A 25,230-nucleotide genomic window follows, 5' to 3' on the forward strand; every position below is an offset into this window, starting at 1 on the left:
TCTAACTTTTTTGTTGCACTTCAATAAGAGGTCAGATCGCTTTTGTCTTTCATATGGAACTAACTTTCAAGCATCGCGGATATAGTGCCAATGCGGAGCAAGCGTAGGTGGCAGGGGGCTCAGCTGTGGAAACCACACCGCGCGCTCTTTGCGCGGATGTGGTTAGGCGTGTTTGAGACCGCGCACCTCAGCGGGCTCAAACCGCCGTCACAGCGTTCCAGCCCCCCTGCCACCGTAGCTTGCGCAGCATTGGCACGGCCGCGCTCCACCTACTATTCCTTTTGCCCAGGCTCTGACGCAATAATCTGCATGTCCCCATCCAGCGTCCATTCCTTGATCTGTGCCGGAATAATGAAGTGGGTACCCTTGTGCAGTTCATACGGATAACCATCCGCCGTGATCGTCCCGTCACCCTGCAAAACAGAAACCAACGTATACGGCGCCTGCGCATGATGCATCGTTTGCTTATCCTTGATCCGCCATTGCCATACGCTGAAGAATGGGGAGATTGGCGGCTTCACATAAGTCGTGAAGGTCGACGCACCGCGTTGTTCCGTCGTGATGTCCAGTTTCGGATCGTGATGCGGCACCGTCGTCACATCAATGGATTGTTGAATATGCAGTTCCCGCTTCTTGCCAGTCTTGGCATCCACCCGATCGTAATCACACAACCGATAAGTGGTATCGCTGGATTGCTGCGTTTCCAGCACCATGATGCCTTTGTTCAAAGCATGAATCGTACCGCTGGGCACGAAGACAAAGTCACCAGTTTTCACTGGCACCTTACGCAGCAGTTTGTCCCAGTCGCCCTGGTGAATCAAGTCGGCTAATTCTTGCCGAGTTTGGGCATGATGGCCATAAATCAGATATGACCCAGGATCGGCTTGAATCACGTACCAGCATTCCGTTTTACCCAATTCATGCTCGTGCTCTTCAGCATAGGCATCGTCAGGGTGGACTTGGACGGACAGACTAGCTTCAGCGTCCAAGATCTTGGTTAACAACGGGAAGACTTTTTCACTGGGATTGCCAAAATATTCAGGATGTTCTTTATACGCATCATCCAGCGCCAATCCGGCTAAGGGGCCGTTGGTGATCGTACTAGGGCCATGGGGATGAGCCGAAATCGCCCAAGCTTCACCAATATTGCCATCGGGAATCCTGTAGCCAAAAATTGTATTCAGTTTACGGCCACCCCATAATTTGGGTTGAAAATATGCGTTCAAGAACAAAGGTTCAATTGCCATTGTTTGCCTGCCTCCAATTATTTGTTTCAATTCCCATTATAGCAAGGAAAACGGTTAAGAAAACGGCAACATGCCGATTCATTAAATTCTGGTCACTATCCAGGCCGTACTCTCCTAAGGGTTGCGGTAAACGCGGTATACTATTAGCAAAGGAGTTGTGTGTAATGATTCGTTGGCTTCCTGCCCTTATTCTTTTTATGCTGTGGCTGACCGGTTTGCTCATCGCCCGGCCTTGGCAGCAATCCCGTTCTGGAGGCCGGGCATTGGCTGTCGCGTTACTCTGGATGTATTTGCTCGTACTAATTCCAGTCTGTTTCATGCCTTTTGCCACTCACCATGGTGCTTGGAGCGGTATGGCTCCGACCATGGTCGGGACGGCACCCACGAACCCCATTCCGTTCCGAGGGGGCTTCACTCCTGACTTTTGGCTAAACATCCTCATGACGGTGCCCTTTGGCTTCCTGTTGCGCACGCTGTTTCCACTACGCTGGTGGCAGGTTCTGCTGTGGGGGCTGGCCTTATCGCTGGTGATTGAAGGCGGCCAGTTCATTGCCGGGCTCACCGTCCAACTCAACCGCTGGGCTGACGTGAACGATTTGATCACGAATACCACCGGGGCCGTCTTGGGAAGTCTTTTTCGTTTACTATGAGGGCGTTTACGGGTAAAATAATACCCAGGTATAGTTTAGGCACATGACGGATATTTTGTGCCCATAAGGAGGTTTCGCAAAGATGAAAGTCACACGCCCCGAGCTCGCTGGCCGGGCACTGGATCTTTTTCGCAAAAAGGGATTCGACGCTGTATCGGTCAACGACATTGCCGGCTCCTTCAATGTGACGAAGGGGTCTTTTTACCACTACTTCAAGAGCAAAGACGACATTTTAATGGACTACTACAACAACTTGCTGCTCAATTCCAATGTCTTACTGGATCAGATCCTGGCTGGTCCCACGCCCATTCCGGCAAAAATCAAGACACTGACCGAGATTGCAGTGAACGCCACTGTGACGTTAGGTCCGGACCTATTGCGGCGGTTGCTGGTGTTGTATTTGGCCAGTGCCGATGATTTGACCATTCTGCAGGAAGGCGGCTACTTGGTGAATTATCTGGCCGCCATGAAGACACTATTCACCCAGGGCAAAGACCAGGGTCTGTGGGATACCAAGTTATCTGGTGAGGATTTGTACTGGAATTACATCCACGATTTACTTGGGCTGCTATCCGAATGGAGCGCTAAAAAAGGCAGCTTCGATTTACGCAAAGCGGCCGCTAAAATGGTGTCGTTCTTACCAATCAAGGATTGAAAAGTTTCGCCACCTGGGTATTAATTTTTCGCGCAATCAGCAAATGCCCTGTATCAGACGGATGGAACCCGTCCCCATATCCCAAAAATGATTCGGCGCCTTTTTCCGAAACGGCGCCATTTTTGTCGGCATTTTTCCAAATGCTGGTCAAGTCCGCCACAGGCAGGCTAAATTCTTTGGCCACCTGATGCACCCGGGCATCATATGTTTCAGAACGGGGCTGGTGCCAAGTCGTGACCAAGATAATCTTTGCTGAAGTATGCGCCTGTAAGTCCTGAATCAACTGGCGTAAATGATCGGCAAACTCGGTGGGCGTGGCTGACGCTGGCGGATCGTCATACACGGACTCGTTAGTGCCGAACTCAATGGTGACCAGATCTGGTTTCGTGGCGTCAATTTCTGCTAATTGGGGGAAAGCCACTGTGGTAATACTGCCGCCATTCTCAGAGAAATTATGCACTTTCACTGGCACTTGGCGCTGAGTTTGAATCAAGTTCTGCAACTGATAGACATATCCTTTGTTCTTGGCGGTCGCAAAGTAGCCCTGAGCCAAACTGTCCCCCAGTGCCGTATAAACCAAGGGCCGCTGAGCAGTGAAATCTGACCATTGCAATGGATGGGCAGCCCTTTTGGTTGTCTTCTGCTTCGCCGGCGCTGCTGTGGTCAACCCCCACTCTGCGGCATGGTCGGTGATGATGGTAGCCGCCGCGATTACCCCGGCTAACGCAAAAAGGACTGCCGCCAACGCCAGCAAAATACGGCGGGGATGATGAGGTGGTTGTTTGGGCCGTCTCATTTGGCCGCCGCCTTAATATGTTCTAAGTAAGTGTGACTGGCCCGCTGCGCAGTGCTGTCCAACTGATTGGCCAACGTGATTTCGTAAATATTTGTCGCCGTCTGGTTCAGCGTTGGCCACACCCGGGCCCAATCGATCCGCCCCTGGCCCAGCGGCAGACTGTCGTGAAACTGACCCATGGAATCCACCAGATGATAGTGCACGATCGCCGGTGCCAGTTGCTGCAGACTCGCCACCAAAACATCGTTGTTTCCATGGGCGGCGATAAAGGTGTGGCTGGTATCAAAAGCTAGCCGATAATGGTGCGCTAAGATGGCTTGATTGAAGACTGGATCAGAATAGGGATAAATTGGTGAAATCGAGTTTTCAAACATAATATGATCACCGCCGACATCCCGCCAGTGATCCAGCTCGTCCAACACGGCTTGGCGGCCAGTAGCGACATCGCCAAACTCCAAGTTGATCGTCTGCACCGGCGCATTGTAGGAACCGTGGATCAGGAGTTGCACGTCCATTTCCCGGGCCACTTTCAACAAATCCTGGGTACTCGTGGTCACAAATTGAGCCATCGCTGGATCGATCCGTGCGGGCGTAGAAACTTCCACATGGTGACCCCGATAGCTCATCGGATGGTGTATCACGATGCGGTGCGTGGTGTGCTGCACCCATTCGATCATCTTTTGTAAATGATTTAAGCCCGCGGGAGTACAATCCGCAGGTGTCGTAAAGAATTCAAAGACAGTCGGTGAATAACGCAGCCGCTCAGCGATTTGGGCCGGGTCGGTGCTGGCTTTTAAGCCCAGATAAGGGAATTTATCATTTGTCATCATGTCTCGATTGTAGCATTATCCTTGCAGGCACAATACCCGGATTAAACAAACTAATATTTCTTACGATCCGCCAGCATTTGGGCCAGTTGGTCGCGGTCAATTAATTTCACACCAACACCATGGGCCAATTCTTTAGCAGAGGCGGAGAAATAGTTGTTGGAAATGACCACCGGATGATCCAAGTGGTAAAAGGCGCAGCCGGTGAATATCTCCTGAACAGCACTATTGTCCACATAATGGTTGTATCGCTTGCATTGAATACCGTAACTTTCACCATCCGAGTGGGCAATCACATCCACCCCCTGGTCACGACTGGCGGGGGTAACTTCCACTTCGGTGAAACCGAGATGCACCAGCAGTTGCGCGGTGAATTCCTCGAAGGCAATGCCGTCCATCCGGTCGATCTTGGCCATCCCACCGGAAAAACGACGGAGAAAGAAAATGAGTGCGATTAACCAACCGGCCAGTAACAGCCCCAGCGCACCCCAAAAATACGGATCGTAGCGCTGGGCATCGAATAATGCCAGCTTCGGCCGAATACCCATGCGGTAAATGGTGAGAATAATACCGATGATTACGGTCAGGGTAATGCCGGTCCGCAGCAGACCTTTGTGCCGCATCGTGCAGCCTTCTTTCTGTCAGATATGTGTTTCTATTGTACTGGATTTACCAGAAAGAGACATCGGCCTGCCGCCGGATATTGAGGCCTTGCCATTTAGCCAGTCAGTGTCCACAATTAATAAGGCGTACCAGAACGGAGGAAATATTTTGTCACAGAAGCAACCGGTTTTGACCCAGCGTTTGATTTTCATCATGGCCCTGACCTGCGGCGTAGTCGTCGCCAATAATTACTATTTGCAGCCCATTGAGACAGTGATTGCCAAAGACTTCCAAGTGAGTAATGGTGCGGTGGGTATCGCCGCCATGTTAACGCAGTTTGGCTATGCCTTGGGACTGTTATTATTGGTCCCGCTGGGGGATATCGTGAACCGGCGCAAATTGATTATTCGAATGTGTCTGTTATCCAGTCTCACTTTACTGGGGGCGTACTTCGCCCCAACCTTTTGGCTGTTTTCTCTGGCCACCTTCTTAATCGGGTTAGTATCTATCGTTCCGCAAATCATTATTCCCTATGGGGCGGTTCTGGCCGGTCCAGCCAAACGGGGCCGGGTAATGGGTACCCTGCTGGGTGGTTTGCTGGTGGGCATTCTGCTATCCCGGACAGTTTCCGGTATTGTCGCCAGTATTTGGCCGTGGCGGACAATTTACTTAATGGCCGTCGTCGTTATTCTTGCCTTGGCACTGATCTTAAAGTTCACACTGCCAGATCCTGGCCATGCCAATCGCCATAAGTTGTCATATTGGCAAACATTGGCGACAATTCCTGGGCTGATCAAACAGCATCGGGTGTTACGGGAAGCCGCCAGTAATGGTTTCTTTATGTTTGGCACTTTTTCTTTATTCTGGTCCACTTTGATTTTCTACATTTCCAGTCCGGTCTATCATTGGGGCACTCGAGAGGCCGGTCTCTTAGCGATTTTTGGTCTCTTCGGTGCACTGGCGGCCCCATTGATTGGTCGGTTGGCAGACCGTTTCTCTGATCGCTGGCTAGTATTGATTGGCTTGCTGCTCGAAACACTGGCCTTCATCATTTTAATGGTCGGTGGCCAATATATTGGGCTGCTCGTCTTGAGCATTATTCTTTTGGATGTCGGCAACCAATTCGGCCAGGTATCCAATCAAACGCGGGTGCAAAACCTGGGCGAACGCATCAGCAATCGCACCAACACCGTCTTTATGTTCAGCTATTTTCTCGGCGGTTCCTTTGGCAGTCTAGTCGGTACCCTGATGTGGCAATCCGCCGGCTGGTTCGGTGTCACCGCTGTGGGGTTAGTGTTCCAACTGTGCGCTTATCTCTGCCACTTTATTATCTTTCACCCGAAAAAAGCGTAAAGAAATAGGGTCCGGATATCCATCTTGTGGATATCCAGACCCTGTATTTTTTACAATTCATTCTAAGTTTTGTTGACCAGTGCTAAGTTGTCGACCCTCACGGGCAATTTGTTGCGGGCCTAAGTGTTTCCCCATAAAGGCCAGCACGGTCCGGGCGTGGGCGACAGTAAACTGCCACTGGTCGCCACTGGTTGTCGCAATGTTAAACCCCTTGATGAAGCGGCCACCCAGCATCGTTTCCAGCCAAACAAACCGAATCTTCTGCCACGGCAGCCAATTAAAACCCTTGGGTGCTCTGGTCACAAATTCGATACCGGTATTACCCAGCGCCAACATGCCGGACCGGAATTCACCGGACATATCCGTTCGCGCGCTGGTGGTAAATTCGATTTCTTGATTTAGCGGTTTATCCATAAGACCGCTCCTTTCATGAGAGAGGGCGTAACACCCCGGGTAGGCCCCGACCGCTAAGAACGGCCTGGGCATAAATCCCCTGATCTTGGGGATTTTGACCAGGACGGGCTTAGCGCGAGGGGCCTGGGGTGTGGAGCCCGTTTAGAGGGTGCAGCGACCCGGTTAGTTCCCGACCGCTAAGGACAGCCCGGACACAATCCCCCGCACTTGGGGATTTTGGCCGGGATGGCCTTAGCGCGAGGGAACTGGGTCGCGGAACCCGTTTAGAGGGCGCAACACCCCGGTTAAACGAGACCAAATTCTTTAAACGCCCATATTGTACGCGTTTGTACAAAAAAGAGCATCTATTTTGACTTACCTCGACCATACCATATTGGACAACCAATGTGCGGCGGGGACGCTTATTTTTTACCGGATGACTGCTTCTTATTTCCCCGCTGACCCAGGTTGCGAATTCCTCGGGATAACACTTGCAAGAAACTGAGCGATTTAACAATATGATCCGCTGGGACATGTTCCCGCACTGCGCGCAAAACCCGCTTCGGATCCTTCGAGGAGAAGGAGAATGTGCCGGCTTTCTTCGTCTTAAAGGCATAGCGTGGGATCCATTTTCCCCTAAAAAGAATAGAAACAATGACGTAGTCCACTTCATCCCACGGAATCTGAATATAATGTTTCAAATTCTTCTCGTTATAAAACTCGAAACCCTTGTCCCCCACCATCAGCTTGCCATATTCTGGCATGCCTAAATATGAGGTGGCATCCATGACCAGTTCGACTTTCGTGTTCAATGATTCGACCATTACTGTCCATCCTATTCTTCTGTCCAATTGACGAACTCTCTACTTATAATTGTAACACAGGGCATGGACCACTCTTGCCCAGATACACAATTCGGGGTACAGACCCTTAGGTCAGTACCCCGAACTTTAAAACAATGATGATACTTGTTGTATTACTATACTCACCGAATAATTACATTAAGTGGAGGACGTGCAATACAACACCGACAACGAACAGGCCCAGAATGATGATGATTGGAGAAACTTTCTTCTTCAATAACCACATACAGAACAATGTCAGTAATAATGCGGCCAATCCAGGAATCAAAGTGTCCAAGTTATCCTGTAAAGTCATGACTTTATCTGCCGATAAGGTCCGACCTTGCGCTTGTTGCTCCAATGCCGTACGAATACCCGCAGCACCGGAAGGTAAGTGTGCCCAGTCAATATAGGCCCCTTTACTTTGCGGTACCGTCGCAACAATTGGCGTGAATTTCACCGATACCCACCGGTTAACCAGTGCGCCCAGGATAAACATACCTAGAATCGTAGCACCCTTTGTGATCTCTTGCAGTAAGCCGCCAGATAAGTCATCCGTGATCTTTGACCCAGCCTTGTAACCGAATTCCTGCGTGTACCACATGAATGCCATCCGAATTGCGTTCCAAGCTAAGAAGTAAATAATTGGTCCCATGATGTTGCCGGCAATGGCCATGGATGCGGCCAAAGCCCCGATAATTGGCTTTACAGTGAACCAGAATACAGGGTCACCAATACCAGCCAAAGGACCCATCATCCCGACCTTCACACCTTGGATGGCCACGTCGTCAATGGGTGCCCCATTGGCCCGTTCCTCTTCCAAAGCCATTGTCACACCAAGAATGGGTGATGCCAGGTATGGGTGGGTGTTGAAGAATTCCAGGTGCCGCTTCAATGCGGCAGCCCGGTCTTCCTTCGTCGTGTACAATCGCTTCAATACGGGAACCAAGGAGAAAGCCCAGCCACCGTTCTGCATCCGTTCGTAGTTCCAAGAACCTTGAATGAATGTGGAGCGCCACCAAACTTTAATCCGGTCACCCTTGGTAATCGCAACGCGTTTTGTGTTATTTGCATTGTCAGCCATTATTCGTCACCCTCCTCTCAATAATTATCTATGATGTCGCCGACAGGATCACCAGTGTTGCTTGCGCCGCCGCCATTACTGGAAGCACCGCCGCCTTGCTTGGACAATGCCAAGTAGATCAACGCCAGCGAAATGCCGATCGCACCAAGACCGATCAGGGTGATTTCTTTGACTGTCGCCAAAACGAAACCAATAGCAAAGAACGGCCATACTTCACGGGTAGCCATCATGTTGATAACCATTGCGTAACCAACGGCTACGACCATGCCCCCGCCAATGCCTAAACCATCAGTGAGCCATTGCGGCATTAACGCCAGCAAAGCCCGCACGCGGTCTGCACCAACAGCCAGGATCATCGCCCCGGGGATGGCAATCCGCAGGCCTTGCATGATAATAGCGACTATTTGCCATATATCAATCATCCGGAAATTGCCTTCCTCTGCAGAACGGTCCATCAAATGGACAATCGCAGTGGCTAAGGTCCGTACGACAGTGGTTAGTAAGAGTCCGGCCACGGCCAGTGGAATGGCGATCGCAATCGCGGAGTTCACACCAGCAGTGCCTTGACCACCTAAAACTAGAATAATAGCAGATGCGACAGATGCCAACGCAGCATCTGGAGCGACAGCGGCACCAATGTTGGCCCACCCTAAGGCGATCATTTCCAACTTCCCGCCTAGGATCAAGCAGGGCAAAAGGTTCCCTGTCGCTAAGCCGATCAGCGTGCACGCAATGATTGGCTGATGAAAGTGGAATTCATCCAAAATACCTTCCATACCAGCTAAGAACGACACGCCAACGACTAATACGATTTGAAGAAAGTTCAATTGCATGAGTATTAGTCCTCCATTTCTTTCATGTATAAAGAATTATTTCTGTTGATCCAACATCGACTGCGCCTTGTTTAAGATCGAGTCCATGTTCTCCCCAGCGTCAGACGGCACCTTACGCACATCAAACTTGACGCCATCTTGTTTCAATTCTTTGAAAGTATCGATATCCTCTTGGTTGAAGGCCAATACCTTGTTGGGTTGAACTTTCCCCGCGGAGTGGGCCATCGAACCGATATTCAATTCCTTCAAAGGCACACCGCCGCGAATCGCGCGCAATGCATCTTCCGGTGTTTCAAATAAAAGCAGTGCCTTTTGACCACCGAAGTGTTTGTCATCCTTGGCCAATTTGATCATTTGATCAATTGGCACAACATGGGCATGCACACCAACGGGTGCGGCTTCCATGATCAACTTCTTCCGCAGCTCATCACGAGCGACAGCATCCGAAACAACAATGATCCGATTAGCGCCAGACGTCTTCGTCCAAGTCGTGGCCACTTGACCATGCAATAGACGAGAATCAATCCGGGCTAAGACATACTGCATTGAACCAGGTGCACCAGCATTGCCGCTGCTTTGTTGAGCAGCAGTGGCAGCCGCCGGCGCAGCGGTCGTTTTCGGTTCCAGGTCTTCCGGCTTAATCTTGACGCCTTCTCGGCCGGCTTCGACCAAGTGGGCGGCAATCTGTTGCGCGGAATCCATGGACAAACGAGAACCATAAGCTTCGATCAACATCGGTAAGTTCAGGCCGGTGACAATGGCCCACTTATCCTTGTGTTGCTCGTATAACCCGTTGGCTTGGTTGAAAGGCGAACCGCCCCACAAATCGATCAAGAACAAAACTTCATCCTCTGGATCGAATTGGGCGATTGCTTCTTCCAGGTGGGCCTTCAAGTCATCTGGTCCTTCATCAGGCATAAAGGTCACTGCTTCGACCTTCTCCTGCTCCCCGAAAATCATTTGTCCAGACTGTTTAATGCCTGCGGCAAATTGACCGTGACTGGCAAGAATAATGCCAACCATATACTTCGCCTCCTAAAAATATTGTGCGTCGACCCCCCTTGAGGCCGTAAAGCAAAAATAAAGAATGGCAGAAACGACGATAAGCGCTTTATTTATGAAGAAACGGTTTGTACGTTTCCTCATAAACCACCCATCTGAAATTATCATAGCATCTTGAACACGACCAAGGATAGTAAAAGCACTTGGAGAATGCGAGCGCTACCATCATTGATCCAGACGCGATGCTCTATTCATTTTACTGAACCGTTTCCGTATTGTAAACAATTTCAACTAAAAACATTCACGAGCGAGAATATTTGCTGCTAAAATGCAATAACACCATCAACAGTCCCACAATCAAGATGGCCGCTACCATTGAAAGTATCACTTGCCAGCTGGCGCCCAGAATCAGTAGCACGCCGCCAATTGCGCCGCACCAAATTAATAGTTTACGGCCCGCCGGTTTGACGTGATGAATAACACCAACCTCTAAGCCGCCCAGGATCGCCATGATCGCTCCCAACAGAAATACGCCAATAATTGTCATAAACGTTCGCATCCTGCCATGCCTACCTTTCTTGATTGTAGAACTGGGAAATCTTTTTTTGCAGTGTGGGTAATGCCAACTTTTGCTGCGTCAGCGGCAAAAGTTGGGCACTTGCCGGGAGAACCGGCGGCTCGCTTAGAGTTAACGCCCGCACATAGACTGTCCAATGTTGGTGCGTAAAAACGTGATCGACACTCGCATCGCCACCAATCACTTGGGATCGTAAAACAGTAGTCGGTGAAATTGCGATTTTTCTGTCCGTCGCCAGTAATGCCACAAGATCCGGCACAGTAACTTTCCGCTGGTCCCCAGCAAGCAGCGGCCAGGTCCACAGGCTGGCTAATAACCCCCGGCTAGGCCGTTGCTGCCACACTACTTGTTCATTGATCCGTAAAACAATCGCCGTGTACGTTTTGGCCACTGCCTTTTTCCGCGGACTGCGCACTGGATATTGCGCGGTGATTCCCAGCCGATAAGCCGCATCAAATTCTTTCACCGGCGAATGGGCACTGTCTGGATCCTTTGCCTTCATATAAGAGGATCCCAAATCCATTACCGCCTGATTAAAATCACCAGGCCGGTCCAGGGGAATCAAAGGCGTGATGGCGGCCGCAAACACCTTGCGAGCCTGGCTGGACGTAATATCCGTATCAATCAGCAGCAACCGGGAAAAGACCCGGTAGGCATTGCCGTCAATTGCCGGCGTGGGTACTCCAAAGGCAATACTGGCGACCGCCCCAGCGACATAATCACCAATGCCCGGCAGCGCTTTGAGCCCAGCGACGGTTTTGGGCCATTTACCATTCCGTTCATTCGTGATGATCTGCGCCGTCTTTAACAGATTGCGCGCCCGAGAATAATAGCCCAGGCCGGCCCATTGATGCAGCACCGTGTCCTCATCCGCCGCAGCCAAGTCCGTCACTGTAGGAAAACGCGCTAGCCATTTTTCATAGTACGGAATCACCGTTTGCACACCGGTCTGTTGCAGCATCACTTCTGAGAGCCACACGTGGTAGGGATCCTGGTCTCGCCGCCAAGGTAAATCCCTACCCTTTTCATCATACCAATTCAATAGCGTCTGTTGAAAGGTACGAATCTTTTTTTCGTCCCAATGTTCCATTATGATGTATCCTCCAAATTCTTTGAAAAATCGTCACGGGTTGGCTGAGCTTGCTCCCGCTCGAATCGATATCGCCGCATAACCGGTCGACTGAGTCCTCTCACTACCCTAATCGCGTTCTTCATGTTACCATAAGAATAAGAAGATACCCCGGTATCTTCCAGCACTCCAAATTTGCATTCCTAATTTAGAATGATTATAATATAGGAGTAGTTCCAAGGAGGCTGATCAAAATGTCCCATAAGACAAAATTATTCACGACCATCGCCGTCGGTGTCTTGGCGTTAATATTGCAATTTGTTTTCCATCTGAATGTTGCGGCCCAAGTGATCGTCACTTTGATGGGGTCGGTAATTGCCTTGACCATGTTGATCGAAATGATCAAAACATTGCGCTCTGGTAAATATGGTGTCGATATTCTCGCCATTACCGCCATCATTGCCACTCTGGCTATTAGTGAATACTGGGCCAGTTTGATGATTCTGGTGATGCTCACTGGTGGCGACGCGCTGGAAGATTTTGCCCAGCATAAGGCTGGTTCAGAATTAAAGAATCTGCTGGCGAATACGCCGCAAACGGCTCATCGTTTCTCCGGCGATCAATTAATGGACATCAACATTGAAGATGTGCACATTGACGATTCGTTATTAGTCAAACCCGGTGAAGTCGTCCCAGTTGATGGGATCATCGTGACTGGTGAATCCACTGTGGATGAATCTTCCTTAACTGGTGAATCACGGCCAGTGGATAAACGCCTCGGCGACGAAGTGATGTCTGGGGCGGTCAATGGCGACTCAGCCTTAACAATTCGTGCAACTAAAGCCGCTGCAGATAGTCAATATCAAAAAATTGTGGCCCTGGTCAAGGAATCCGAGGCGCGGCCGGCCCACTTTGTCCGCTTAGCCGATCGCTACGCCGTACCATTTACTCTCGTGGCTTACTTAATTGCCGGTTTAGCCTGGGCAATCAGTGGCGACCCGCACCGGTTTGCAGAAGTGTTAGTCGTCGCTTCCCCTTGTCCGTTAATTTTAGCCGCACCAGTTGCCCTGGTTTCCGGTATGAGCCGGGCTTCTCGGAATGGGATTATTGTGAAGACCGGGACAGTCATTGAAAAACTAGCCGGTGCCAAAACCGTGGCCTTCGATAAAACCGGGACGATCACCCGTGGCGTCTTGGCTGTGGATGAAATCAAGCCGATCGCAAGCATTACAGCTAAGCGGTTGTTGCAAGCCGCAGCCAGTGCTGAACAACAATCCAATCATATTTTAGCTAGATCCTTGGTCAAGAGTGCTCGACAGGACAAGTTACTGCCCACGGATCATATTGATGAGGAAACCGGTACTGGGATCACGGCCCATGTCGACGGACAAATCATTAAGGTTGGCAAGGCCGAATTAGCCGGTGCGCCGGCAAAAGACCAGGTCGATGGTACTGCGGTTTATGTCTCAATTGACGGGCAATATGCCGGCTATATTACGTTCAATGACCAATTACGGCCCGAAGCCAAGGACACCATTGCTGATTTGCACAGTCTCGGTGTGAACCACGTGATGATGCTGACGGGGGATAAAAAGGATACCGCTCAAGCCATTGCCGATGACGTTGGCATTGATGACTTGAAGGCCGAATGTCTGCCCCAAGATAAGATTGATATGCTCAACAGCCTGCCAGATGATCAACGGCCTAGCGTTATGGTCGGTGACGGGGTCAATGATGCACCGTCCTTGGCCATCGCTGATGTCGGCATCGCTATGGGCGCCCATGGTTCAACAGCCGCCAGCGAATCCGCAGATATGGTTATCTTGAAAGATGATTTAGGCCGCGTCAATCGCGCCATCCGGATTTCGCGGGACACGATGAAGGTCGCTAAACAGTCCGTCTTGTTGGGTATCTTCATTTGTACAGCCCTAATGCTGGTCGCCAGTGTCGGCGTCATCCCCGCTTTGTTCGGGGCCATGCTGCAAGAAGTCATCGACACCGTATCGATCCTCTGGGCACTGCGGGCACGTCACGGCAAGAGCCTGCAACCGACCCACACGACCCATCGTCAATCCCATCAGCAACCTGTTTCGGCACAAGAATAACACTTTAATCATGTCCTCCCTGAAGGCCAATTGCCAGCCGGTCACGCACCGCTTGCAATTGGCCTTCGCTGACTGGCAAAATACGCGCTATAATGATAAGTGAGGCGATGAATGATGGCAGAAAATGACAAAAAAGACAATGCCAAAGAACAAGCACCAAAAGTTGAGATCAAAGACGATGTGAAGGCCCTAGGCAAAACATTGATGTCCCGCGGATACATTACCGAGAAGGACACCGCCAACATGAAGGATGCTGTTTACGCCAAGGCTTTAGCCAAAGCAATTGATAAAGAAGTCCGTAGCGAATCAGAAGATCCGTTTATCCAGTTTGAGAGTTTCGACTATCAAAACGGGATTATCAAGAACATTATCTTCAACATGGACATTATCAAAACCCGGGATGATGCAATGGATACCCTCAGTGCGGAACTCGGTGAAAAGGAAATTAAGATTACCAAGCAAGCTGAAGAAGAAATCAACGAAATCGGTAAAGCTTAATCTTGGTCCACAATTGATCAAGTCACTATAAAGGCACTCCGCGCGTGAACGGAGTGCCTTTTTGTTTGCCTATTTGATGCCTTTTTGCGCTAAGTATTCTTGTAATACCACGGCTTGATTATGGGTCTCATCTTTTGCTCCAAACAATAGTACCACCGGCCCAGCTGCCGACTTTTCTTTCACCAGTTGTAAGAAGTCTGGCATGTTTGGATTGGCGTCCAATTCCGCAACGTAGCGCTGCTTAAATTCTGGATACTTCTCCGGATCATGGCCAAACCACTTCCGCAGGTCATTACTGGGACCAATTTGCTTATCCCATTCATCCAGTTCTGCTTTAACCTTAGAAACTCCCCGCGGCCAGAGCCGATCGACTAAAATACGATACCCATCCTTGGGGTCAGGTAATAAGTCACCGTAAATACGCTTGATTTTGACACTCACTTAAACCACCTCTAAGATAAGTTTAACAGTTCGCAAAAAAAGGAGACGGAATTTTTGGCCTATCAAGATTTTTTCACACATCGCCCAACCCAAGAGATTGCTCAGGATTTACTGGGGCGCCCATTAATTTATGAATCACCGGCTGGCTTGGTGGGCGGCTGGATCGTGGAAACAGAGGCCTACCTTGGTCAGGCGGATAATGCTGCCCATGCCTATCAAGGACACCGCTCTGCCGCCAATGAGGCCCTCTACGGCCCACCTGGCACGATCTATATCTATGAACGGCGAGGCCTGTTCATGTGTGATATTGCCGTTCAGGACGCCGAAGTCCCCCAAGGCGTATTACTGCGCGGCATTCAACCGATTTGGGGCATTGATGTGATGACTGAAAATCGGGACGGCCGCAGCCTAGGTGAACTCACCAATGGGCCGGGCAAACTCTTCCGGGCATTTGGCGTCCGGGACAAGGCCCTCAACTTGCAGAGTCTAGCCAACGCGCCGTTAACCATTTTGCTGGCAGATCAGTGGCAAAGCCGTCCGCGTCAAATCGGCAGCAGTGCCCGCGTCGGCGTTCGCAGCGGCGGCTGGCATGATCGGCCCTACCGGTTCTTTGTCAGCGGTAATCAATGGGTCTCAAAGACCCCCAAACGTTCCTGGCAAGATGACCAAGGGTGGCAAGATACTGCGCCCACTAAACTACCCACCGATATATTGCCCGGGAAATAATTGCTAAAGCTTCTCTAAAAACAGCCACGATTTTTTTGAAATCGTGGCTGTTACTTTATGGCTTAATATATGCATAGCCGGCATCTTGCAGCTTAATCAGATCTGCCACACCGGCTGGAACAACAATCACCCCAGTGGGCAGCTGACCCGTCGTCACGCCGTGGCTATGCATGGCGTTGTTGCAGGCGTGAAATTCCACCTTTTTCTGTTCCAACTTTCCCACAGTATCCCGCAGATTCTCCACGAGAAATCCCATAATGGCATCACCATTGACCAACACCACAATATCGTAATTGATCTGGGCTTGTTCGCCATATGTGCGCAGATTTTGAATATTACCCATCGTGTGGGCCCATTTTTCCAGTTCATCAATATGAAAGACAACCTTATTCATCGCTATCGTCGGCTCCTTCTACGGCCAGGGTTTTGTCCTTAATGGCGGCCGTGAATGCATCATAGTCGTTGTGGACTTGCTTGCTATACGCCTGGGCCCAGTCGATCAGTGCACTGGCCAGCTTCTTCTTTTGACCGACGTAACCGCGGACGATCGCGCCAGTCGGGCTTTGCGCCTGTCCCCGGGCAAGCAGCAGTGCACAGATCCGCGCATACGTATCAAAATCGTCGGCGTCCATTTTTTTAATGTCCATGGATTCTTTCATGTCCCGGAACTGGCGGACATAGAAGCTGCGGCCGGTGTTGTCGTTATGATAAAAGCCGAGAAATGGATCGGATGCGCGTTGCAATATTTGCTGGCAAGTGACAATCCGTTCACCATTATCCGGACCCTCTTGGCTGAACTTGGTGGTCACATCGAAACCTTGGAACCGCCGTGTCGGCAAGGCTTCCTTGATCTGCAGCACCAGGTGACTGCCGTCAATGGCCGTGAGCAGCACCAAATAACAGCGCGTACCAAAACTGCCGACACCCACACTGTGGCGGACAATATCACTGACATGGAACTGGGAAAGCAGCACGGCCACATCTGGTTTTACCGTCTGCATATAACTGCGCAGGTGAGTGCTGATTTCCTTGAAGCGTTTCTCTGACACATGCACCGTCCGCGGCGCATTTTCTTTGAACACCAAGCGGCCGCGGGTATCCAGTGTGGTGAATTTACGCACCACTTGTTCAGAATCTCGTTGCGGCGCATTGTCCTTGATCTTACGCCACAACTTCGGCAGGGATGCTCCTTCAGCTTGGGCCTGCAGGAAGCTTTCCACCTCCGTGGAGAAGTAATACCGCTCCAGCGCTGTATTATCGTCGAAACATTCCACCATAATTTGTTGATAAGTCTGAACAGCATTACGCATGGTTTTTTCGACGTCATCATTGTCCAAATCAATCATTTCGCCGGCCAAGATGATACTCACCAATAACCGCCGAACATCCCAGTCCCAACTGCCAATCGTTGACTCATCAAAGTCATTCAAATCAAACAACAGCTTGCGCTCAGGGGAAGCATAGAAACCAAAGTTGCCAATGTGCGCATCCCCGGCGATCACGACTGGAATATCCGTGCTGGTTTGCTTGGACAAATCATAGGCCATCAATTCATCAGTACCCCGGAAGAATGCAAAGGGCGACTCCGCCATCCGCGCATGGCGCATAGGCAACAGTTCCTTGATCAATGACTGTTCAACGTGCTGAATCCCCTGCACGACGTCTCGATGCACCGGGATGAACTTAGCGAGTTTCGCGAAAGGCACCTTATTACGGACATCTTTCCCCATATCCGCCAGCTCATTCACTGTCTTGCTGATACGAATTTGACTCAAATCATAGCGTAAACGAGAAGCCTTTTTCGGTACTGCCAATGCTTTAGGTTCTGTTGCCATACGCATTTCCTCCTAAAAAGAAGTTACTCTTTCATTGTGGCGCGCGCTTTACCAGGCGTCAAGAAAAGAGCGACGCCCATTCCCGCTTGTATTTCCCCGCGCGACTGAGTGAACGATGACTCAAAATTCCGTCATTTCTAGTGCCACTGCGGAGCAATCGGAGGCTGAGAAGGGGGCTCAGTGGTGGAAACGTCACAGTGGCCCGGTCTTGGCCACTGATGACGTTAGGCGTCTTTGAGACCGCGCTCCTCAGCGGGCTCAAAGCGCCGTCACCACTAGCTACGCCTGCGGCTCCGCACTTGCTTCGCTTCGCCACCCCCTTCAGCCGCAGATTGCGTAGCATTGGCACGGCCGGGTTCGCATCAAAAAAGCCCCGCAACCTGCGAGGCTTCGTTTAAAATATTAAGCTTATTCGACCGTCACAACCGCAGTCGTCACACCGTAAGACGGAATGGACGAATTCGGCCAGGCCACATCCAGTTGGTTCGGATTGCTGGCAGCAAATGAACCAGTATCGTTAACCACCCGGTGGATCGTCGTGCCATCAGCGAAGACGATCTTCAAACGTGTTCCCTTAGGATAGATGGACAAGGCCGCAGCCACACCACCGTAACCCATGCCGGAACCTAATACTGCCGGATCATAGAATGAAATTTTCATAATCCGCATACCAGCACCACTGACACTGGCATCACTGCTGCCGCTGTTGGTGCTAACGGGAGTGGGTGAAGCAGTATTGCTGCTATTGCTATTGGCCTTCTTAGCTGCTAAGGCTTCTTCTTGCGCCTTCGCCGCTGCCAAAGCAGAATTTAGTTGTGTTTGTAATCCAGCCAGTTGCGACTTGTTATCATTTAATTCTTTTTGCAACTTATCTTGCTGACTTTGTGCAGCTGCTTGAGCATCCTTCAAGGATTGTTGGTCCTGAACGATTTGCTGTTTTTGACTTTGCAGTTGATTCTCTTTTTGCACTTGTTCGCTCTTCAGATCAGCCAGTTGCTTCTCGGCATTTTGGACGGCGGTTAACGCATCTTGCGTCGCGCCAGAGATCTTATTCACAGCGAAGGAGCGAGAAATTAAATCAGACAGGTTGTCACTCTTTAACAGGAAGTCAATGTAGACATTCCCTGTGACAGTTTCGGCGTTCTGCTTTTGCAGCGCCACCAGTTGTTCCTTCAATACTTCTTTACGTTGCGAAATCTGGGTTTGGGTCTGGGTAATCTTACCGGTTAACTCGCTAATACGGCTTTGCGCAGTATCGATGTCTTCCTCGGTTTGATCCAACTCAGTCTGCTTTGTCACGACTTGTTGGTTAAGATCGTTCAACTTTGTGGTTTGGTCATTGATTTCATTGACCAGTTTGCTCGAAATATCGTTCTTGCTGCTGATTGCGGCCTTCGCATCGGAGACCGTGTCAGCGTGAACATTCACGGGACCGATAAACCCGGCGAACAACGTTATTGCGATGATCCCCGTTAATACGCGTGAAACTTTCTTCATGTTTGTATGACCTCCTGAACTCTTGGTACACGATAACACGGCCAATGTTACAGTTTCGTAACGACCGGTTTACAATCTGGTCCAGAGATCTTTGTAAAAGACAACATTCGTAATAAAGGCGGGCCTATAATTTTATCGGGTTATGAAGAACCGCATGAAAGCTGGTAAATACCGTATCAAATTTTTCCCAGCAACTTATGCAAACGGTCTATCCTTGTAATAAAACTTGCATTATAATAAACGTAACTTGCCGTTATTGAATTAATGCAAGCAATACAAACACAAGGTGGTGAGTTCCGTGAAGTTTAAAATCACGGAAGACAGTGCCCAACCGATTTACGTCCAACTAGCCCAGCAAATCATTATTGCCATTGCGACTGGCGATCTTGATCCGGGCGATCAGTTACCAGCCACGCGGGTTTTAGCCACCGAACTGGCGATTGATCCCATGACTGTGTCCAAATGTTACCAACTATTGAAGCAACGGGGGTATGTCGAGGGCGATCGCCATCGTGGTACCCAGGTGGCCAGCAACTTGCCGATCATTGATTCCGAGACGATTACTCCGGAATTGACGGTGGCCCTAGCCAAGGGCTTGTTGCAAGGCCTGACCATTCGTCAGTTACAAGAATTGTGTCAAACCATCATTACCCATTTTCGGCCGCTGCCCAAAGCGTCCACCAAGATCTGATTAATTTGCGTCATTATTCTCGAATTCGCGCTTCAAGATATCATCATTTCTCTGCAAACGAAAAAAATCCTGTCCGAGCTAAATGCTCGGGCAGGATTTTTTAGATATACAGACCGGTTACGCTTATGCTGGGAAATGTGCTAACTTGGCATGTTGCACATCAGCGATGGTCTTGGTCCCCGCTAATTGCATGTCAATCTTCAATTCAGCGTTCAAATGCTCAAAGACGCCTTGCACCCCTTCGGCACCACCTAAGGCCAGACCATAGATTGCCGGCCGCCCAAAGGCTACCAGATCAGCACCGGATGCTAATGCCTTAAAGACATGGGAACCACGCCGGACACCGGAATCAAAAATGATCGGTACTTGGTGGTTCACTGCGGCAGCAATGCTCGGTAATACATCGAAAGAAGCCGGGCCGCCATTCAACTGACGCCCGCCGTGGTTAGATACATATACCCCAGCTGCCCCAGCACCAATGGCCTTTAAGGCATCCTCGGGGGACATGATCCCCTTGGCAATCACTGGCAAATCCGTGTATTCGGCAATCCGTTCGATATCCTTCGGGCCGATCTTTTGCGCTGCAGCCGCATAGATCTCACCAATTCCCTTACCGGCGCCATCACCTTCAGAGTATTCGGTCAAATTCGCCATAGGAATCGGGAACTGGAAGTGGTTGCGCATATCATCTTCGCGGAAACCATCCACCGGCGCATCCAAGGTCAAAATAATGCCCTTAATGCCGGCTTTCTTCGCCTCATCCAACAGATGATGGTTGAAGTCCCAGTCTTTACTCATATAAAGCTGGAAGAACTGCGGCGCACCATTGGCAGCTGCAGCCGTATCTGCAATTGAAGTGGAAGAATATGTGCTTTGGGCCATCAACGCACCAGCAGCGGCCACACCCCGGGCAGTATCAGTTTCCCCTTTGGCATGGGCCAAGCCCTGGGCCGCTGTGGGTGCCATCATTAATGGTGTCTTGAAATGTAAGCCAAATGCCTCTGTATCCGTGGAGGGATTTTCCATATCAGTCAGTGCCCGCGGAATGATTTGGGCGTGATTGAACGCCAAAGTATTTTCCCGCAGCGTCCATTCATCTTCCGAACCACCGCGGATGTAACCAAAACCGCCCTTAGGAATAATCTTTTCGGCTTCTTTTTCCAAATCATTCACATTAATAAAATCCAGTTTTTGTTCGCGATCACTTTGTTCATAACCATTTGTGACTGTCATCAAAAATCAACCTCCAATATTGAGCGAACACGGGGCGAAATACTCGCCAACCCGTGCTCATTTCTTATGTACCACAAGATCCATTATATCTACTTACAAAAAGTAAGCAAGTGTTTTGCCTGATTTTCTGTAAAAAAAATCCAGAGAGGCGTGTTGGCCTTTCTGGAAATTATTAATGGAATTAATGAGCTTCGCGCAATTGTGAAACAGTTTGGGGTTCAATTAAATGCACACTGAGGGGTAAATGCTGCACACCGATCTTGTGCCATGCCGCAATCAGCGGATCAGGGTTGACGCTGCGGTCCAAAATAACGATACCGCAGTCCCCGCCGCCAGCGCCGGACGTCTTGGCAGCCCCACCTGCATGAATTGCCAAGTTACACATATTCATTAGTTTCGGCGTTTCAATATGGACATGGCTGATATGACTCAGTTGTTGCAGCAAGAATCGATTCCGGCCAATCTGATCCTTGATCGCCTGCAAATCACCATCCCGAAATCCCTGCACCAGTTTGGTCACCACCACTCGGCTGGCCGCCAAGAAGCGATGATATTCCGTTTGGGAACGGGAAGTGGCCGCCTTGATTTGATCGACTAGATGAGATGTCGAAGCCGGCGAACCAGTCCAACCGATGAGCAACCGTAAGTTATCCGGCGGCGTTAACAGCTCAATATCCAACCCCGGCCAGGGCATGGCCAATAGGTTGCTTAATGTCGACAGGTTGCGTTGCGCATGCAGCCATTCCCGATCAAATGAACGGTAGGCGATCCAGCCGCCAAAGACGCTGGCCGCAATGTCGCCCAATGAGCCATTGCCTTGAATATCCAAATGGGCAATAGCCGCTAGTTTATAGATTCTTTCCTGGCTTAACGGCAAGTTGTAAAACTGGCACAGGGCCTTGACTGTGCCCACCGTCACTGCAGCGGAACTGCCCAGGCCAAACTTGCGGCCGTCTGCTGAATCTAGATCGGAATCGACATACAGATTAAATAGCCGCAACGGCTTGCCTTGTTCACTGGCATAAGCTTCCGTAAACCGGATGGCCGAAAGAATATAGTGGAAGGGATTGTCTCGATTGTCAAAAACCATCTCATCCCCCTGGCGCCGCCAGTAAAGAGAATTCTCCTGATACTGTTTCGATTCAATCCGGCCCATACCGTGGGCGGCTTCGACCCGGACAGTGACGAACTGGTTTAAAGCCACGATCACCGCGGGCTGACCCGTTTCGACCACCGCATATTCTCCGGCGATATATAGTTTACCTGGTGCTTTTACAGTAATCACTAAATTTTAGCTCCTATGTTACGTTCTTGTAAGTCTACGGAAAATATTAACAGTCATGCCCCCATGGACGCAACATGGGATTGATATCTTTGACAAATCATTACCGATGCGACTGGGAGAACAATCATCACAACGGCCGTGCCAAAGCTGCGTAATCTCCGGCTGAATGAGGCTGGAACGCTGTGACGGCGAGCCTCATTCAGTCTCCGATTACTCCGCATTGACACTGGAATCATCAGGATTCATATCTCTGTCCAAGTTTCAAAATAACGGTCCCACGTCAAGAAAACTCACACGAATTCAGGCGAAACGGTGGACATCTTTTAAAATGAGAGTAATATGTGTGAATAATAACTAACTGGAGGGATTATCATGATTGCAGACCCGAAAACAATCGACTGGCAAGCACTTGGCTTCAACTATATGCAACTTCCCTATCGCTTCGAAGCCCACTGGCGGGACGGCGCCTGGGACAAGGGCGGCTTGACTCAGGACCCGAATATGACAATGAATGAGGGTTCTCCCATTTTACACTATGGTCAGGGGGCTTTCGAAGGACTGAAGGCCTACCGGACTAAGACCGGCGCTATCCAACTTTTTCGCCCAGATCAAAACGCGCAACGGATGGAACATGCCGCCGACCGGCTGCTCATGCCCCATTATCCGGTGGCTGACTTCATCGATGCCGTGAAGCAAGTGGTCATCGCCAATCAGGATTTCGTACCGCCTTATGGTACCGGCGCTACCTTGTATATCCGGCCAATTCTCATCGGCGTGGGGGAAAACATCGGGGTGGAACCGGCCCAGGAATACACCTTCCGAATTTTCGTCACTCCTGTGGGCCCTTATTTCAAGGGCGGCTTGACGCCCACCAACTTCTTAGTGGTGGACTATGACCGGGCGGCGCATAACGGAACTGGCCAAAGCAAAGTCGGTGGGAATTACGCGGCCAGTTTGCTGGCGGGCAAGACAGCCCATGAGCATCACTTCAGCGACGCCATTTATTTGGACCCCCGCCATCACAAGTATATCGAAGAAGTCGGTTCTGCCAACTTCTTGGCATTTACCAAAGATGGCAAGACTTTGAAGACCCCCAAGTCGCCTTCCATTCTGCCGAGTATCACTAAATATTCCAGCCTTTATTTAGCCGAACATGTGCTGGGGATGAAGACAGAAGAGACGCACATTAGCATTGATGATCTGGATGAATTCGGCGAAGCCGCCGCCTGTGGCACCGCCGCTGTCATCTCCCCTATCGCCGGTATTCAATATGGCGACCACTACCACGTATTTTATGATGAAAAGAAAGTCGGCCCCATCACCCATAAACTGTATGACCTGTTAACCGGTATTCAGTTTGGCGATGTCCAGGCACCCAAAGGCTGGATCGTCCCTGTCACAGATTAAGCAATATGCTTGACCATTGCTACCGGTGACGTTTAGAATGCGCTTAAAATCATCGAGAGGAGCGCATTCTGATGAAGCCGTGGGTGAAATTATTAATCTGGGGAGTCGTGGCGTTAATCGGCTTTCTCTCTTGGGCATTCGATCCAGGTCCGGCAGGTTTTCCAAATGGATTCGTGATGTTTCTTTACCGAACGCTCAACGTCATCGGCGGATTAGCCGTGACCGTGATCATCTTTATTGTTTGGAACATGATTCGTGATCGGCGGCGCCGCTCGCAAACTAAATAGAAGTGAAGTAAGAAGGGGAGATGAGGAACGCGTCGCCCGCCGGATCAGCTCGCCGCTCTCGTTGTTAGCCGCACAACAAAAATTAGCACCAGAAATGGTTCAATTTTTAGCCGATCTGGAAGATCAATATCGCGGCTTTGGTAAGGGAGTCCGTGGGTCAGTCTACATTCCTCCGCTTTAGCGTGTCCGGCAGTGCTGTTTTCGACGTATTGTTATCTATCTTTTTTTCTGCTACTATACTCATAGGTGCCAAACCTACGGGAATACTGATTTGTTGGCGGCTTAGGCCGTTTAGAAAACAGTTGAGGTGTTCCCACTTTTTTTGCACTTTTTTCCGGTCCATCACTGAACAGCATTCAGATGCCCCCCCCATGCGAAAACGTTGACATTCACATGGCGCCAGTGTGTAATTAAGACGTTGAGGAAAGCACACACCTTGGGGAGGGAATCACTATGAAGAAAGCAATGATGATTGGAGTCGCCGCGCTAATTTTCTTATTAACCGGTTGCGGCCAGAACAATACCAAAAGCGCAGCCAGTTCGTCGAGTCAGCAAACCGCCACGACTGTGATCGCAAAGTCGATGAAAGCCGCCAAAACGATCAAGAATTCTGATATTAATCTCACCACAACGGTCAATATGGGCGATACCGACACCAAAGCCAATATGACCGGGTCTTACCAAATCGATCCCTTTATCATGTCCATGGATTACGTGACGAAATCTGCGAATGGTGATGCCAATATTAAAATGTATGTGGACGATTCGACGGCCTATGTGCAAGATCAAGACGCTTGGTACCGGATGGATATCAGTCAGGTAACCGGCGCTAGTGCCGCCGAGTTGCGCAAGCAAACCGAATCGAGCAGTTTCTTGGACAGCGCGAAGTCACTGCAAAAGAAAATGAAACTCACTACCCACGCTGCCACCTATGCGCTAAGCTACCAGGGCAGCGGTAAGGCAATCAAGGATATCGCCAAAGACATCATGGCCCAAAGTCCAGGTGCTTCTGCGTCACTGGAAAAGGTCTGGAGTGCCATCGACATTACGAAATTTGAAATGACAATGACGATGGATAAAAAGACGTATCTGCCGAAGCAATATCATTACACCATGACGGCAAAAATCGACGATCAAAAGATGACACAGACTGTTGATGCCACGTACAGCCGGATCAATCAGCTGAAGCCCCTCACGATTCCTGACAATGTGAAGAAAAACGCCCAAGCGCTAAGTTCCAGCAGTGCCAGTGACAGCACCGCTAGCACGAACGACGCCGAATAGTCTGACCGCC

The 25,230-nt window shown here is 50.2% G+C and carries 27 protein-coding genes; 10 read left to right on the forward strand and 17 right to left on the reverse strand.

What is annotated here, in order from left to right; all coding sequences use genetic code 11:
• Positions 1–272: 272 nt before the first annotated feature.
• Positions 273–1,247, reverse strand: coding sequence for a mannose-6-phosphate isomerase, class I (manA, locus tag FD09_RS09355; protein WP_057820702.1), 975 nt, complete (start codon positions 1,245–1,247; stop codon positions 273–275).
• Between the two features lie 164 nt (positions 1,248–1,411).
• Here manA and FD09_RS09360 point away from each other — a divergent pair, with 164 nt between their 5' ends.
• Together FD09_RS09360 and FD09_RS09365 are read left to right on the forward strand one after the other, a co-directional pair.
• Entirely contained in the window at positions 1,412–1,897 is a 486-nt protein-coding gene (locus FD09_RS09360) for a VanZ family protein (protein WP_057820704.1), read from the forward strand.
• 82 nt (positions 1,898–1,979) lie between these two features.
• A complete protein-coding gene (locus FD09_RS09365) occupies positions 1,980–2,552 on the forward strand; it encodes a TetR/AcrR family transcriptional regulator (RefSeq protein WP_057820706.1) in 573 nt (190 codons plus the stop codon).
• Here the strand turns inward: FD09_RS09365 and FD09_RS09370 are convergent.
• The 3 genes from FD09_RS09370 to FD09_RS09380 are packed head-to-tail and all read right to left on the reverse strand — an operon-like array spanning position 2,542 to position 4,798.
• Positions 2,542–3,348, reverse strand: coding sequence for an SGNH/GDSL hydrolase family protein (locus FD09_RS09370; RefSeq protein WP_057820708.1), 807 nt, complete (start codon positions 3,346–3,348; stop codon positions 2,542–2,544). The genes FD09_RS09365 and FD09_RS09370 overlap by 11 nt on opposite strands.
• The gene (locus tag FD09_RS09375) at positions 3,345–4,178 is read right to left on the reverse strand and encodes a sugar phosphate isomerase/epimerase family protein (RefSeq protein ID WP_235812258.1); all 834 of its coding nucleotides are present in this window, start codon (positions 4,176–4,178) and stop codon (positions 3,345–3,347) included. The genes FD09_RS09370 and FD09_RS09375 overlap by 4 nt, the downstream gene beginning before the upstream one ends.
• A 50-nt stretch (positions 4,179–4,228) precedes the next feature.
• Positions 4,229–4,798 (reverse strand): restriction endonuclease, encoded by a 570-nt coding sequence (locus FD09_RS09380; protein ID WP_057820710.1) that lies wholly within the window; start codon positions 4,796–4,798, stop codon positions 4,229–4,231.
• 145 nt (positions 4,799–4,943) lie between these two features.
• Between FD09_RS09380 and FD09_RS09385 the strand changes: the two genes are divergently transcribed.
• A complete protein-coding gene (locus FD09_RS09385) occupies positions 4,944–6,131 on the forward strand; it encodes an MFS transporter (RefSeq protein WP_157053762.1) in 1,188 nt (395 codons plus the stop codon).
• A 57-nt stretch (positions 6,132–6,188) separates the two neighbouring features.
• Here the strand turns inward: FD09_RS09385 and FD09_RS09390 are convergent, their stop codons facing one another.
• The 7 genes from FD09_RS09390 to mutY form a co-directional block, all read right to left on the reverse strand.
• Positions 6,189–6,545: a DUF956 family protein gene (locus FD09_RS09390; protein WP_057820712.1), complete on the reverse strand. Its 357-nt coding sequence runs from the start codon at positions 6,543–6,545 to the stop codon at positions 6,189–6,191.
• Between the two features lie 401 nt (positions 6,546–6,946).
• A complete protein-coding gene (locus FD09_RS09395; RefSeq protein WP_057820715.1) occupies positions 6,947–7,348 on the reverse strand; it encodes a DUF956 family protein in 402 nt (133 codons plus the stop codon).
• Between the two features lie 172 nt (positions 7,349–7,520).
• Complete coding sequence (locus FD09_RS09400; protein ID WP_057820717.1) at positions 7,521–8,450, reverse strand: PTS system mannose/fructose/sorbose family transporter subunit IID; 930 nt, start codon at positions 8,448–8,450, stop codon at positions 7,521–7,523.
• A gap of 17 nt (positions 8,451–8,467) precedes the next feature.
• Positions 8,468–9,283 carry a PTS mannose/fructose/sorbose transporter subunit IIC gene (locus tag FD09_RS09405; RefSeq protein ID WP_057820719.1) on the reverse strand — a complete coding sequence of 272 codons (816 nt, stop codon included), beginning with the start codon at positions 9,281–9,283 and terminating at the stop codon, positions 8,468–8,470.
• 36 nt (positions 9,284–9,319) lie between these two features.
• On the reverse strand, positions 9,320–10,306 hold the full coding sequence (locus tag FD09_RS09410; RefSeq protein WP_057820721.1) for a mannose/fructose/sorbose PTS transporter subunit IIA: 987 nt from the start codon (positions 10,304–10,306) through the stop codon (positions 9,320–9,322).
• 280 nt (positions 10,307–10,586) lie between these two features.
• The gene (locus FD09_RS09415) at positions 10,587–10,832 is read right to left on the reverse strand and encodes a hypothetical protein (RefSeq protein WP_057820723.1); all 246 of its coding nucleotides are present in this window, start codon (positions 10,830–10,832) and stop codon (positions 10,587–10,589) included.
• A gap of 22 nt (positions 10,833–10,854) precedes the next feature.
• Positions 10,855–11,952, reverse strand: a complete 1,098-nt coding sequence (gene mutY / locus FD09_RS09420; RefSeq protein WP_057820725.1) for an A/G-specific adenine glycosylase — start codon at positions 11,950–11,952, stop codon at positions 10,855–10,857.
• 233 nt (positions 11,953–12,185) lie between these two features.
• On the opposite strand from mutY, the gene FD09_RS09425 reads away from it, so the two are divergent.
• Both FD09_RS09425 and FD09_RS09430 read left to right on the forward strand, forming a co-directional pair.
• A complete protein-coding gene (locus FD09_RS09425; protein WP_057820727.1) occupies positions 12,186–14,036 on the forward strand; it encodes a heavy metal translocating P-type ATPase in 1,851 nt (616 codons plus the stop codon).
• A gap of 111 nt (positions 14,037–14,147) precedes the next feature.
• The gene (locus FD09_RS09430; RefSeq protein WP_057820729.1) at positions 14,148–14,534 is read left to right on the forward strand and encodes a hypothetical protein; all 387 of its coding nucleotides are present in this window, start codon (positions 14,148–14,150) and stop codon (positions 14,532–14,534) included.
• A 69-nt stretch (positions 14,535–14,603) separates the two neighbouring features.
• Here the strand turns inward: FD09_RS09430 and FD09_RS09435 are convergent, their stop codons facing one another.
• Positions 14,604–14,975 carry a DUF488 domain-containing protein gene (locus tag FD09_RS09435; protein WP_057820731.1) on the reverse strand — a complete coding sequence of 124 codons (372 nt, stop codon included), beginning with the start codon at positions 14,973–14,975 and terminating at the stop codon, positions 14,604–14,606.
• Between the two features lie 54 nt (positions 14,976–15,029).
• Here FD09_RS09435 and FD09_RS09440 point away from each other — a divergent pair, with 54 nt between their 5' ends.
• Positions 15,030–15,701, forward strand: coding sequence for a DNA-3-methyladenine glycosylase (locus tag FD09_RS09440; RefSeq protein ID WP_057820733.1), 672 nt, complete (start codon positions 15,030–15,032; stop codon positions 15,699–15,701).
• 55 nt (positions 15,702–15,756) lie between these two features.
• Here the strand turns inward: FD09_RS09440 and FD09_RS09445 are convergent, their stop codons facing one another.
• The 3 genes from FD09_RS09445 to FD09_RS17095 all read right to left on the reverse strand — a co-directional run bounded on the left by FD09_RS09445 (position 15,757) and on the right by FD09_RS17095 (position 19,033).
• On the reverse strand, positions 15,757–16,095 hold the full coding sequence (locus tag FD09_RS09445) for a DsrE family protein (protein WP_057820735.1): 339 nt from the start codon (positions 16,093–16,095) through the stop codon (positions 15,757–15,759).
• Positions 16,088–17,536 carry a DUF2252 domain-containing protein gene (locus tag FD09_RS09450; protein WP_057820737.1) on the reverse strand — a complete coding sequence of 483 codons (1,449 nt, stop codon included), beginning with the start codon at positions 17,534–17,536 and terminating at the stop codon, positions 16,088–16,090. Before FD09_RS09450 ends, FD09_RS09445 begins: the two co-directional genes overlap by 8 nt.
• 408 nt (positions 17,537–17,944) lie before the next feature.
• Positions 17,945–19,033, reverse strand: coding sequence for a PcsB-like coiled-coil domain-containing protein (locus tag FD09_RS17095; RefSeq protein ID WP_057820739.1), 1,089 nt, complete (start codon positions 19,031–19,033; stop codon positions 17,945–17,947).
• 298 nt (positions 19,034–19,331) lie between these two features.
• On the opposite strand from FD09_RS17095, the gene FD09_RS09460 reads away from it, so the two are divergent.
• Positions 19,332–19,724 carry a GntR family transcriptional regulator gene (locus FD09_RS09460; protein ID WP_057820740.1) on the forward strand — a complete coding sequence of 131 codons (393 nt, stop codon included), beginning with the start codon at positions 19,332–19,334 and terminating at the stop codon, positions 19,722–19,724.
• A 123-nt stretch (positions 19,725–19,847) separates the two neighbouring features.
• Here the strand turns inward: FD09_RS09460 and FD09_RS09465 are convergent, their stop codons facing one another.
• Both FD09_RS09465 and FD09_RS09470 read right to left on the reverse strand, forming a co-directional pair.
• A complete protein-coding gene (locus FD09_RS09465) occupies positions 19,848–20,957 on the reverse strand; it encodes a lactate oxidase (protein WP_057820742.1) in 1,110 nt (369 codons plus the stop codon).
• 181 nt (positions 20,958–21,138) lie between these two features.
• Positions 21,139–22,242, reverse strand: a complete 1,104-nt coding sequence (locus tag FD09_RS09470; RefSeq protein ID WP_057820744.1) for a phosphomevalonate kinase — start codon at positions 22,240–22,242, stop codon at positions 21,139–21,141.
• A 372-nt stretch (positions 22,243–22,614) separates the two neighbouring features.
• Between FD09_RS09470 and FD09_RS09475 the strand changes: the two genes are divergently transcribed.
• From FD09_RS09475 to FD09_RS09490, 3 genes are all read left to right on the forward strand, one after another.
• On the forward strand, positions 22,615–23,649 hold the full coding sequence (locus FD09_RS09475; RefSeq protein ID WP_057820746.1) for a branched-chain amino acid aminotransferase: 1,035 nt from the start codon (positions 22,615–22,617) through the stop codon (positions 23,647–23,649).
• Between the two features lie 71 nt (positions 23,650–23,720).
• Complete coding sequence (locus FD09_RS09480) at positions 23,721–23,936, forward strand: hypothetical protein (RefSeq protein WP_057820748.1); 216 nt, start codon at positions 23,721–23,723, stop codon at positions 23,934–23,936.
• Positions 23,937–24,389: 453 nt separating this feature from the next.
• The gene (locus FD09_RS09490) at positions 24,390–25,220 is read left to right on the forward strand and encodes a DUF6612 family protein (RefSeq protein WP_057820752.1); all 831 of its coding nucleotides are present in this window, start codon (positions 24,390–24,392) and stop codon (positions 25,218–25,220) included.
• Positions 25,221–25,230 lie beyond the last annotated feature (10 nt).

It is taken from the genome of Schleiferilactobacillus perolens DSM 12744 (assembly GCF_001435585.1).
GTDB lineage: Bacteria > Bacillota > Bacilli > Lactobacillales > Lactobacillaceae > Schleiferilactobacillus > Schleiferilactobacillus perolens.